An 11,412-nucleotide genomic window follows, 5' to 3' on the forward strand; every position below is an offset into this window, starting at 1 on the left:
GAATTTCCGTTTATAGAAAGGCATTTACTTATTTTTGGTACCAGATTTAATTATACACACTTTATCATTGATATATGAAGAAATCCGTTCGTATTTTCTGGAGAATTTTTTTCATTTTATTCGGAGCGGGTATTTTAACCGTGTTATTGGCCAACTGGGGCGTATTTGGTAAAATGCCCTCGCTGGCAGAACTGGAAAACCCGGCCATTACGCAGGCTTCCGAGGTGCTTGCGGCAGATGGCACATTGATGGGAAAATACTACCTGCCAAACGGTAACCGTTCGCTGGTAAAATACCGCGATATTTCTCCCAACGTGGTGAATGCCCTTATTGCAACAGAAGACAAACGCTTTTACGATCACGCCGGTATTGATCTGAAAGGAACCTTGCGGGCGATATTTTTGCTGGGAAAAGAGGGCGGCGGCAGTACCATTACCCAACAGCTGGCATTAGCCTTATTTAATCAACGGGCGAGCAATAAAGCATTACGGGTGATCCAGAAACTAAAAGAATGGATCATTTCCGTTAAACTGGAACGCAATTTTACCAAGGAAGAAATCGTTGCTTTATACCTTAATGCCGTTCCGTTCAGCGATAACGTATACGGTATCCGCAATGCCGCCCGTACCTGGTTTCAAAAAGAGCCGGACCGGTTGAGTGTGGATGAAGCAGCCCTCCTGGTGGGTATGATCAACGGCCCCGGGATCTATAATCCACGGAGAAACCCCAAATTGGCTATTGACCGCAGAAACCTGGTTATAGCCCGTATGGTGGAAAATGGCAACCTGTCTTCCGCAGAAGGCGAGCGGCTTTCGGCCACCCCGATGAAGCTCAACTATAAAAAAATGGATGAGAACACCGGTTATGCCCCCTACTTCCGGGATGTATTGCGCGATGAATTAAAGACGATCCTGAAGGATCCGGGACTAAAAAAACCGGATGGCTCTTCTTACAGTCTTTATGAAGACGGGTTAAAGATCTATACGACGATCAACCCGCAGATGCAGCAGTATGCAGAAGAAGCGGTTTATATGCAGGTGCCCAACCTGCAGCGCGCACTGGTACGCCAGTCATTTATAAAAAGCGGGGCGGTATGGAAAGGAAGAGATAATATCCTGCTGCGGGCTATGAAGGAAAGCGACCGCTGGAGAAATATGGCAGATGATGGATTTTCTGATAAAGAGATCAAGGCCAGTTTTTATAAGAAAGTGCCCATGCGCATTTTTGCCTGGAACGCCAGCAAAGGGCGCGATACGGTAATGACACCGTACGATTCCATCAAATACCACCGTACCATGGTACAATCTGCCTTTATGGTAATGGACCCGGTAACGGGAGAGGTAAAGGCCTGGGTAGGCGGTATTGATTTTAAAACGTACAAATACGATCACGTAAACCTGAGAACCAAGCGCCAGGTAGGATCTACCATTAAACCGCTCCTGTATGCCGAAGCGATCGAAGAGCAGAATATGACTCCCGAATCGACGGTAGAAGATGTACAACAGAACTTCGGCAATGGCCAGCTGGTTCCGGCCACCGGAAGAACCTGTACCGGGCGCTCCATGACCATGGCCTCTGCACTGGCCTGGTCTCGCAACTGTGCTACAGCCTATATTATGAAGATCGTAGGCCCTGCCCAGTTCGTTAATTTTTTACAGCGCATCAATATCCCTACAAAAGTACCCGCCTTCCCTTCCATTGCATTGGGCGCCTGTGAGCTTTCGCTTTTTGAAATGCTTTGGGGCTACTCTATTTTCGGAGGCAGGGGCTTTTCTACCAAACCCTATTTCATCAGCCGTATTGAAGACCGGAACGGCAACGTGATCAAACGTTTTGACTACAGCGTGAACCGCAAAGAAGCCATCAGCGAATCCACCGCTTATACCATGAGCCGCATGATGCAGGGCATTGTAGATAAAGGAACCGCAGCAGGATTGCGCGCCCGCCTGGGTGCTGCTGAAATGGCCGGAAAAACCGGTACAACCAACGACAACAGTGATGCCTGGTTTATGGGCTTTACCCCTCAGTTGCTGGGCGGTGTTTGGGTTGGCTGCGACGACCGTTTTATCCGCAATGAAGGCCGGGGTGGTTTTGGTGGTGAAGCCGCACGTCCCATATGGGAAGCCTTCTTTAAAAAAGTATATGCCGACAAATCCTTAGGTATTAATAAAGATGAAAAATTTGCAGAGCCGGCCACTATGGAAAACGAAATACTCAGTGCCGATCCCTCGCAATATGTAACTTCCGAAAACCCGGAACCAACGGCTGAGGGAGCCGATGCCGGATTAGGCTCGGAACAGGATTACATGCAAAACAACAATGAGTACATCGGACCGGAATCCAAACCGGTTACCGATGAAAAAGGACCGGTTAAGGATACTACTAAAAAGGAACCTTCCAAAGCCGTACAGGGAAAACCTATCGGCTCTTCTGACGAACCTAAAAAGAAAAAAGGGTTCCTGGGCGGCCTCTTTAAGAAAAAAGATAAAACTAAAAATCAGGAGCAGGAAAAATAGCGCCAGATATCAGCTGTCAGCTGTCCGTTTTCAGCATTTTATTATTAGTCATCAGCCCGGGAACTTAGATACGGATTGCAGGAACCTAAGGTCTGGCAGCCAGTATCAGGCAACCGGCCGCACCCATACCTATTACCGGTTTTCCGGGGCCGTTTTCGGGCGACGGGAATACAGAAGACCGTTGTTTGGTCAAATCCGCTTTTATACCTAACGAATGGTCCCGGATGAGAAAGTTCAATGCCCTACACTCAAACCTGGTGGCTGATCGCTAACACCTGGTAGCGGTCTGACGCATGAACTATCGTATATTTGCGCATTATTTTATTTAAAATCGAATCATTATATGGCAGACATTTTTGAGCGGCTATTGAAAAATTACGGGCCCATTGGTCAACACCGGGAAAGAGCCCATGGTTATTTTGCGTTTCCTAAACTGGAGGGTGAGATCGGCAGTGTTATGAAATTCCGGGGTAACGATGTAATCGTTTGGAGCCTTAATAACTACCTGGGACTGGCCAATCATCCTGAGATAAGAAAGGCTGATGCCGAAGGTGCCGCTCAATATGGACTTGCATTACCCATGGGTGCCCGTATGATGAGCGGTAACTCTAACCTGCACGAACAGCTGGAAGCAGAACTGGCCGCTTTTGTAAGCAAAGAAGACGCCGTTTTACTGAATTTTGGATACCAGGGCATGGTAAGCATCATTGATGTACTGTGCAGCCGTCATGATGTGATCGTTTACGATGCAGAAAGCCATGCCTGCATCATCGACGGTTTGCGACTGCATCCGGGCCATCGCTTTGTATTTAAACACAACAATATTGAAGATTTTGAAAAGCAGATGGACCGGGCCACAGCGCTGGTTGAAAAACAAAAAGCCGGCGGCATCCTGGTGATCACCGAAGGCGTTTTTGGCATGGCCGGTGACCAGGGCAAACTGAAAGAAATTACCGCATTAAAAAGTAAATATGATTTTCGCCTGCTGGTGGATGATGCGCACGGGTTTGGTACATTGGGTAAAACCGGTGCCGGTGCCGGCGAAGAGCAGGGCGTACAGGACCAGATCGATATTTATTTTTCTACGTTTGCAAAATCAATGGCATCCATCGGTGCGTTTGTTGCCGGCGACCGTACGATCATTGATTATATCCGTTACAATATCCGCAGCCAGATCTTTGCAAAGAGCCTGCCCATGCCGCTGGTTGTAGGCAATCTGAAGCGACTGGAATTGTTACGTACCCGCCCTGAGCTGAAAGCCAAGCTGTGGGAAAATGCCTTAAAGCTGCAAAACGGTTTAAAAGAACGCGGCTTTGATATCGGCACCACCGACTCCGTAGTAACGCCTATTTATATGAAAGGTGGTGTGGAAGAAGCCACAGCGATGGTAATGGATCTGCGGGAACACTACCGCATCTTCTGCTCTATTGTAGTATATCCTGTAATTCCAAAAGGACATATCATTTACCGCCTGATTCCTACGGCCAGCCATACCGATGCAGACATTGAAGCTACGCTGGAAGCATTTTCCGCAGTAAAAGAAAAACTGGATATCGGCGCATACAAAACAAACGCCATTCCGGATATGGCAGAACGCTCCTAAATAAGGCACATAAAACATACAAAAGAGCGGTATCCCTTTTAAGGATACCGCTCTTTTTTTGCCGGCCTTGTTGCACTACGCAAAAAAAAGAGCTGCCTTTGCAGACAGCCCTTCCCGTTTTACAACGATTATTTACTGATTATTTTTTTACTTCGTCGATCACAACAATTTCAACCGTCTTTGAAGATTTGCTAAAGTTATATACTTTAACAGTGTTGTTTTTTACATCGCTTACTTCAAAAGTCAGCTTTACATCTGCCGGTAATTGGCTATCGAACCGGTAGTTACGTACGATCTTAGCACCAGAAACAGTTTCATTATATAACAGTTCACCGGTTTCGTCTTTGATCGCCACGGCGTAGGTACCTTTGCTCAGGTTGTTTAAACGCAGCTGGTAGATCGGCGACTCCATAGCAGCATTGTTGATGTATTTTAATTCAACAGGTGCTTCAACATTGTCGTTTGCAATAACATTGGTTGCAGAAATAGTAGTGGCCAGCGCTGCAGCTAAAACGATTGATAATACTTTAAATTTCATGGTAATTGTTTTATGATTTTTAATTAAGGTTCTGTTTATAAATACATCTATTTAATATAGATGTTCTTTGTGGTAATGGTATTGGAAAACAAGAGTCCCAATTGATAGGCTACATTTGCAGCTTTTGTTAATAAAGTTTTCATTTTACGTCTCCTTTTATTTATTCTTTACAATAATTTCTTCAATGGTCAATATCGCCGGGCGGCAAACAAAAACGAGACAAGCGAATCCTGGTTGCTGAGCTCAATGTGTAGTGCGGTGTAATGCACTTTTTTTAAATTGATAACACAAAGCTACGGTCTGCAAAACGCTGAATAAAACCAATATTTGGTCTTTTATAGGGTGGTTAGCAATACAAAAACAATCACAATAAACTAATAATCAATTAATTAAAAAAAAGCCTGCCATGATATCCAACCCAAAATAAAAGACAGGAAACTACGGTTCCTAACCCGCAAAAAGTTGCATCTTCCTGCTTATACGGGCCGCCGCCATTGTATTCAACCAATATTCCATATACAGAAAAATTGATCGCAGGTTTGCTAAAAACTGCAGTTGGCGCCCATTTCAAAAATGGATTCCTGTACCAGCCGCATCGGCCGCAAATCATCCGGCCCGCTCATAGATTGTTTTTTTATCATGCAACAGATTTCCCGTATCTTACGGCGCCGAAACGTATTCAGCCATGCTCAAACATAAAACCTCCGTATTGTTTGTTAATAACTCCGGTAAGGAAAAAAAAGCAATCCAGGTTCCAACGGCCCTGCTGTTATCATGGCGGAAATATTTAATTGGCGGCACCCTGCTCATCCTTCTTCTGTGTGCATCGCTTTGCTTCCTGATCTTCAAAAAAACAAGCAGTTTTTATACCCTTGCCTATAAAAACCGGCTGGAACATGTGAATCGTATAAAGGACGAGATCAATGTAGAAAAAGTAAAGGCCTCATTTAAATCGATCGATCAGCGTGTGCAACAGATCAATCAGCTGCTTACAGAAAGAGGATTATCGAAACTGGTGCTCAAAAATGCAGGTGGTCCGGAAACACTGGATCTGGCAGACATCGACGAAGCAGCCGCATTTTATGATACCGAACTGGTAAAGGCAGAAAATGTGCTCCGGCATACGCCCATAGGAAGACCTCATTTTGGTGAGCAGACCTCCGGATTCGGACACCGTTACAATCCGTTTGGAAGCGGGTCCGTAGAAAGTCACAGCGGCCTCGACTTCAGGGGCGAGATCGGGGAAACCGTAAAAACAACGGCAGATGGCACTGTTGTATTTGCCGGGGTAAAAGGCGGATATGGAAACTGCGTTATGGTTCAGCATCAAAATGGCTTTCAGACCTTATACGGGCATTTATCCAAAATCAATGTAAAAGAACGCCAACAGATCCGTTCCGGCGACAAGATTGGAGAAGTAGGCAGCACGGGCAGAAGTACCGGTCCGCATTTACATTACGAGGTCTTCATAAACGGAGTAAGAACCGATCCTTCTCGTTATACAAAACTGTAACGTTATGTTTCAAAAGAATACATCCAGGGAGAAAAAAACGAATTTAGACAACATCGCCATTAATACGGTGATTGATGAAGGCATGCTGATTAAAGGCGATATTTCGGGCGAAGGTGCCATCCGTATCGATGGAAAAATAGAAGGGAATATCGATCTGAAAGAAGGCATTATTCTCGGAGAAAAATCGGAGATCCGGGGAGCCGTTAAAAGCAGTATCGTTGTTGTACACGGAAAGCTGTACGGCAATATACAATGCCGGTACCTGTATATAAAAAGTACCGGCTTGATCGACGGTGATATCGAAGTAGAAGCGTTTGAAGTGGAGCTGGGTGGTCAATATAACGGTACACTAAAAATGACCAGCCCCGCACCGGTTATCAACGGTATTGCAAAATCGAAAAAAGCAGAAGCAGTGGCTTAATACCCGGCCACTTTTTTGCGACGATACGGCCTGGCAGCAACAGATGCGGGGATCGCATATGCCCTATTCATCTTCCCCGTACACAAAATAAAAACGATTTCAACGCAGGTACGTTATTAAATCGCCCTAATTTTATCATCCACGTTTATAAAACAACTTTATGCAGCACAAAACCCGGATTCTTTTTTCGGCAGCCTTTCTTCTCGCTTGCGGAACCGCAGCAGCAACAAACGATCTGCTTTTTTTGAATCCTCTTTTTGCAGATACATTACCGGCCGTAGAAAAGAAAGCGCCCAACAGCGATTACCGGCCCGCATTTGGCGGACAAACCCGGGTGAAGGGTGTAAAAACGATCAGCGGTTATAAGGCTGAAAAAATTGCGGAAAAGATTGGTGCACCTTTTGCCATTGTAGCAATGCCCGATGGCCGGCTGATGGTTACGGTAAAATCGGGCCGTATGGAAATACGCAACCAGAACGGAACACTGGCAAAGACGATCACCGGCTTTCCTGCCGTTGACCTGGTGGGCCAGGGTGGATTACTGGATGTGGCATTTGATCCTAATTACAGCCGCAATAAAATGATTTACTGGACCTACTCAGAAAAACAGGGAAAAGGCAACTTAACGGCTGTGGCCAAAGGAACCCTGAATGAAGCTGCGGGAAAAGTTGAACAGGTATCTGTGATCTTCCGTGCCACGCCGGCCTTAAACAGCAATCTGCATTTTGGCTCGCGGATTGTTTTTGATGCTTCAGGAAATCTTTTGGTTGCCGTGGGCGAACGGTCGATTTTAGAAGGCCGGGCACAGGCCCAGCAATTACAATCCGGGCTTGGAAAAATATTCAGGATCACTACCAGCGGCCGGCCGGCCAAAGGCAACCCGTTTGTGAATAAGCCGGGCGCCATGCCGGAAATTTATAGCTACGGGCACCGCAATCCCCAGGGACTGGATATAAACCCCGCAACAGGCGAGCCATGGGAAGCTGAGTTTGGCCCCCGGGGCGGCGACGAAATCAATATTATCCGCGCCGGAAGAAATTACGGCTGGCCGGTGATCACCTATGGCATCGAATACAACGGTTCCAAAGTAGGTGATGCCCTGCAAAAACACAAAGGCATGGAACAGCCGGTGTATTACTGGGATCCGGTTATTTCGCCCAGCGGTATCTGTTTTTACCGGGGCAATGCCATCCCGGAATGGAAAAACAATTTGTTTGTAGCTTCTCTAAGCGGGCAACATATTGACCGGCTGGTGATCAAAAACAATAAAGTAATTGGCGAAGAACGGCTGCTGGCCGACAAAGGCGAGCGTTTCCGGGATATTGCCTGTGTAAACGGCACGCTTTATACCATTACCGATAAAGGAAATATTTACAGGATCGGCAAGTAACCTTTTCCAGGTGTATTGGCGGGGAAAACCCGGGGAGTACAAAGATTCGCCGGGTAATGACAGTAATCGCTAACACCTGACGGCGGCAGTACCCAAAGACGATACAAAAACATTTTTTTATACCGGCAGCAGTAAAATACACCCTATACCGGCAGCAGCCGGATGCGGTGTTCGGCCAGGATTTGCCTCCGTCCTTGACTCCCGTTGAAAAAAGCGCTACTTTCGCAACCCTTGATGAAAGCAGAAGAAGCAATGAGCATACAAAAAGAAGCATCTCCTACAGGCAGCAACTGTATTGAAGTAGAATATTTTTTTGAAGAAGCCACCCATTTAATGGACGCCCTGATCCAGAATAAATGCGAGTATGAACTGCTGGCATTGATACGCGAGGTGGCTTCCCGGCTCAAACTCCGTGTAATTATCGAAACCGCACCGCAGCCGGAAAAGGGCTTCAAACGGCGCTTCAGGGTGGCGCTGAAAAAAGAAACCAAAACCGCAACCGCTGCCGTTACTATTGCCACGGCAGCACTGGTAGCCGTTGTAGCAGCGCCCCTGTCGGTTGCGGCGGGGGATAATGCCCGTAAGCTGATTGAGCAACTGATGGAGGCCCCGGAATTTATGCCTGCCGATAACGAACGGTTACGGCTGCAAACAGAAAAACTAAAGCTGCAACTGATGGCCAGCTGCGCAAACCTGGATACCAGTAATGTTATAAAGAAAAGACGGTCGAATTTCTTTGAACTGCTGACCCGGTACCCTAAAATCAATGGCGTTCGCTTTACAGCCCTGGAAGAGCATCAGGCCACTGCCACACAGGAACAACAATTATCACGCCCGCAATTTGGCACCTATATTCTTACTACAAATGTGCTGGAGCCCGAAGAAATCGATGATGTTGATATTGAAATCATTTCGCCGGTACTGAAAAAGAGCAGCTATAAATGGACCGGCATGTACCAGGGCCGCCCCCGCTCATTCAGCATGCAATCGAAGGAATTTAAAAAACTGGTCCAATCCGGAAAAGTGCAATTCAAAAACGGTACTTCTATCAATTGTCAGCTAACCATTCATAAAAAAATGAACAATGAAGGTACCGAGCGGATCACGGGTATTGACATTACCCGGGTGAATCATTATTTTGAAAATGACAAACCGGTTGAAACAGTGGAAGGGAAAAAACAGAAAAAACAACCCGAACCGGAAATTACACAGCTGGCGTTATTCATGTAACCCAGGTTGTTTCCAGCCTGTTCTTACCGTCAAACACATCGCACCGGTGGGCCTGCAGTCCGTTTAAGGAGCTATCATAACGGACTTTTGTGGCACCAGGGGATTCCCAAAAAGCAGTTAGCCTCGGCGAACCAACCGGGGTAAAGATACATACAGATACAGCGCGATGTGATCACTATTATTAGCGATGTCCCTGATAACAAAAATGCGTCTGCAATATTGCAAACGCATTTAAAATAAAAATATACAGGTATCCGCTCTTAACGCTGCTAAACTGGTTTTCATAGAGGGCTGTCTTTTCAGACAGCCCCTGTCATCCCGGTTTTTACTGCACCGTTAGCGAACTTTATTAGTTTTTAACCACGGCAACTACTTTAGAGTAGGTGCTGTGACCATCCGCATCTACCTGCGCAATGCGGATATAAGCTTTCTGGTTACCTTCTTCCGGAACGATTTCTGTGCTGTTCTTATTACAGGACACGGCCGCCATTCCAATGAGCACATAGCCCAATACAGCCGACATAAATACCTTCCGGTTCCTGCGGGCACCACCAAAAGCCAGGGCTACTACCGCCAGTGCAGAAAGACCCAGCAATACCGTGTTGCCACTTTTATCGATGCGTACCGCATAAGTAGTAGTGCCCGTAAATACCGCACCCGCGTGCTTGGATTTTACGGTAGCAATGGTTTCAAAATCGGTTCCATTCTCAGAAGCCTGAATATTAAAATGATCATTGTTGTTCTCACTCAGGGTGGTAAAATTCACCAGCAGGTCATTGCCACCTGTGGTAGCCGCAACCGATTCAAACGTTACCGGCAGCACCTGCAATATGGTCACTTCCACCCGGCCATTACCACCGGCCTGGCCTGCTCTGCTATTAGCTCCATTTACACGGTAACCGCCGCCGCCGCCACCACCGGGAACACCCCCCGCCGTAGCGTTTGTAGTGGTATTGGCCCCATCACCACCATTAGCGCCAATACCGGTGCCAGCGGCGCCGCCATTGGCACCGTTGCCGGTACCGTTGCCATTTGCGTTTCCATGGGTTCTGCCGGAGCCATCGTTTCCGTCGCCGCCCACACCTGCTGCCGCGCCGCCGCCGCCGCCATATACGGTGGCCGTCGTATTTCCATTTTCTCCGTCTCCACCGTCGTTAACCGTAATGCTTGTAGCCCCGCCCAACGCCCAGCCGAGTGTTACAAAGCCGTTTTGAGCGGCACCGCCGCCACCACCTGTGGCACTGAAACCACTTCCGGAACTACCCCCATTTGCAGTAATATTAAATCCGGGAGAAACTGTAAAAGACGAAGCATCACCGTTATTACCGGATGTACCAGCACCTCCTACATTGATCGTGTAATTACCGGGCTGTAATGTAATATTTACCTGGGAGTAAGCACCGCCACCACCGCCGCCGCCGGCATTGTTATTACCGGTAGTACGGGTACCACCGCCGCCACCGCCACCCCAAACCCGGATGGTTACCCGATTGGCCTGGCCGGTCGGCACCGTAAACGTTTGGGCCGCGCCTGTATAATTGTATGTTTGGGCTGATGCCGTAGCAAGCAGCAAGGATAAAGAGCCCACAAGAGTAGACCGGACACCCGTCCTGTTAAAAAACCATGATTTCATTTTGTGCAGTTTTAGAAATTATAAAAAAAGAATCAGTTACCAATGAATGACATCTGGTAAAGAGGGGCATTAAAAATTCAAAAAGATCCGGCACGCGTAAGGGCCTCAGAGATAGTTTTGAGTGGCAGTACCTGGATTTACTGCAGCAGCATTCATCAGGGCCATTTGCCTTGCGGAATGTAGCAGACCTGTATATCCATTGTTATGTTGGGGCTTTCAGAGGGAGCTCAGGATCCGCAGTGGATCGGCATCGGTTAGTTTGGAGGGTATATCTGTTAAGTCGTTTTCTAGAGTACCGATGCCGGCAAAAGTACAGCATCATGCAGCCCATGTCAATACCCCAAATAGGGTATTTTTAGAACCGCCGCATTTTTCATCACAAAAGTATACCCATAAAAAGAGGCTGCTTCTTTTTCAAGAAGCAGCCTCTTTGCGGCAACAGGTTTACATTTACCGCCAAGAAAACGTAGATTTATTTAAAGGATATCTGCGCCTGTAAAAAGCCGGGTAGGTTTCATAAAGGGCTGCCCTTTCAGACAGCCCCTGTCATCCCGGTTTTTACTGCACC

General features: G+C 47.1%; 8 protein-coding genes. 6 read left to right on the forward strand and 2 right to left on the reverse strand.

Annotated features, from left to right (window positions below):
• The first annotated feature begins 74 nt into the window (after positions 1–74).
• Together LQ567_RS24600 and LQ567_RS24605 are read left to right on the forward strand one after the other, a co-directional pair.
• A complete protein-coding gene (locus LQ567_RS24600) occupies positions 75–2,516 on the forward strand; it encodes a penicillin-binding protein 1A (protein WP_231008578.1) in 2,442 nt (813 codons plus the stop codon).
• Between the two features lie 343 nt (positions 2,517–2,859).
• On the forward strand, positions 2,860–4,119 hold the full coding sequence (locus tag LQ567_RS24605; RefSeq protein WP_231008579.1) for an aminotransferase class I/II-fold pyridoxal phosphate-dependent enzyme: 1,260 nt from the start codon (positions 2,860–2,862) through the stop codon (positions 4,117–4,119).
• Positions 4,120–4,258: 139 nt separating this feature from the next.
• Here LQ567_RS24605 and LQ567_RS24610 read toward each other — a convergent pair whose 3' ends face one another.
• Entirely contained in the window at positions 4,259–4,657 is a 399-nt protein-coding gene (locus tag LQ567_RS24610; protein ID WP_231008580.1) for a hypothetical protein, read from the reverse strand.
• Between the two features lie 685 nt (positions 4,658–5,342).
• Here LQ567_RS24610 and LQ567_RS24615 point away from each other — a divergent pair.
• The 4 genes from LQ567_RS24615 (at position 5,343) to LQ567_RS24630 (ending at position 9,211) form a co-directional block, all read left to right on the forward strand.
• Positions 5,343–6,170 carry a M23 family metallopeptidase gene (locus LQ567_RS24615; protein ID WP_231008581.1) on the forward strand — a complete coding sequence of 276 codons (828 nt, stop codon included), beginning with the start codon at positions 5,343–5,345 and terminating at the stop codon, positions 6,168–6,170.
• Positions 6,171–6,174: 4 nt separating this feature from the next.
• Positions 6,175–6,591 (forward strand): bactofilin family protein, encoded by a 417-nt coding sequence (locus LQ567_RS24620; protein WP_231008582.1) that lies wholly within the window; start codon positions 6,175–6,177, stop codon positions 6,589–6,591.
• A 160-nt stretch (positions 6,592–6,751) separates the two neighbouring features.
• A complete protein-coding gene (locus LQ567_RS24625; protein ID WP_231008583.1) occupies positions 6,752–7,981 on the forward strand; it encodes a PQQ-dependent sugar dehydrogenase in 1,230 nt (409 codons plus the stop codon).
• Positions 7,982–8,233: 252 nt separating this feature from the next.
• Positions 8,234–9,211, forward strand: coding sequence for a hypothetical protein (locus LQ567_RS24630; RefSeq protein WP_231008584.1), 978 nt, complete (start codon positions 8,234–8,236; stop codon positions 9,209–9,211).
• A gap of 349 nt (positions 9,212–9,560) precedes the next feature.
• Here the strand turns inward: LQ567_RS24630 and LQ567_RS24635 are convergent, their stop codons facing one another.
• Positions 9,561–10,844: a glycine-rich domain-containing protein gene (locus LQ567_RS24635; protein WP_231008585.1), complete on the reverse strand. Its 1,284-nt coding sequence runs from the start codon at positions 10,842–10,844 to the stop codon at positions 9,561–9,563.
• Positions 10,845–11,412 lie beyond the last annotated feature (568 nt).

It is taken from the genome of Niabella pedocola, from assembly GCF_021044425.1.
GTDB classification, from domain to species: Bacteria; Bacteroidota; Bacteroidia; order Chitinophagales; family Chitinophagaceae; genus Niabella; species Niabella pedocola.

What these genes read in the sequence shown, in the direction of transcription:
- LQ567_RS24615 (WP_231008581.1), top strand. Translation starts at nt 5,343, where the DNA reads ATGCTCAAACATAAAACCTCCGTATTGTTTGTTAATAACTCCGGTAAG.
- LQ567_RS24625 (WP_231008583.1), top strand. Translation starts at nt 6,752, where the DNA reads ATGCAGCACAAAACCCGGATTCTTTTTTCGGCAGCCTTTCTTCTCGCT.
- LQ567_RS24630 (WP_231008584.1), top strand. Translation starts at nt 8,234, where the DNA reads ATGAGCATACAAAAAGAAGCATCTCCTACAGGCAGCAACTGTATTGAA.
- LQ567_RS24620 (WP_231008582.1), top strand. Translation starts at nt 6,175, where the DNA reads ATGTTTCAAAAGAATACATCCAGGGAGAAAAAAACGAATTTAGACAAC.
- LQ567_RS24635 (WP_231008585.1), bottom strand. Translation starts at nt 10,844, where the DNA reads ATGAAATCATGGTTTTTTAACAGGACGGGTGTCCGGTCTACTCTTGTG.
- LQ567_RS24600 (WP_231008578.1), top strand. Translation starts at nt 75, where the DNA reads ATGAAGAAATCCGTTCGTATTTTCTGGAGAATTTTTTTCATTTTATTC.
- LQ567_RS24605 (WP_231008579.1), top strand. Translation starts at nt 2,860, where the DNA reads ATGGCAGACATTTTTGAGCGGCTATTGAAAAATTACGGGCCCATTGGT.
- LQ567_RS24610 (WP_231008580.1), bottom strand. Translation starts at nt 4,657, where the DNA reads ATGAAATTTAAAGTATTATCAATCGTTTTAGCTGCAGCGCTGGCCACT.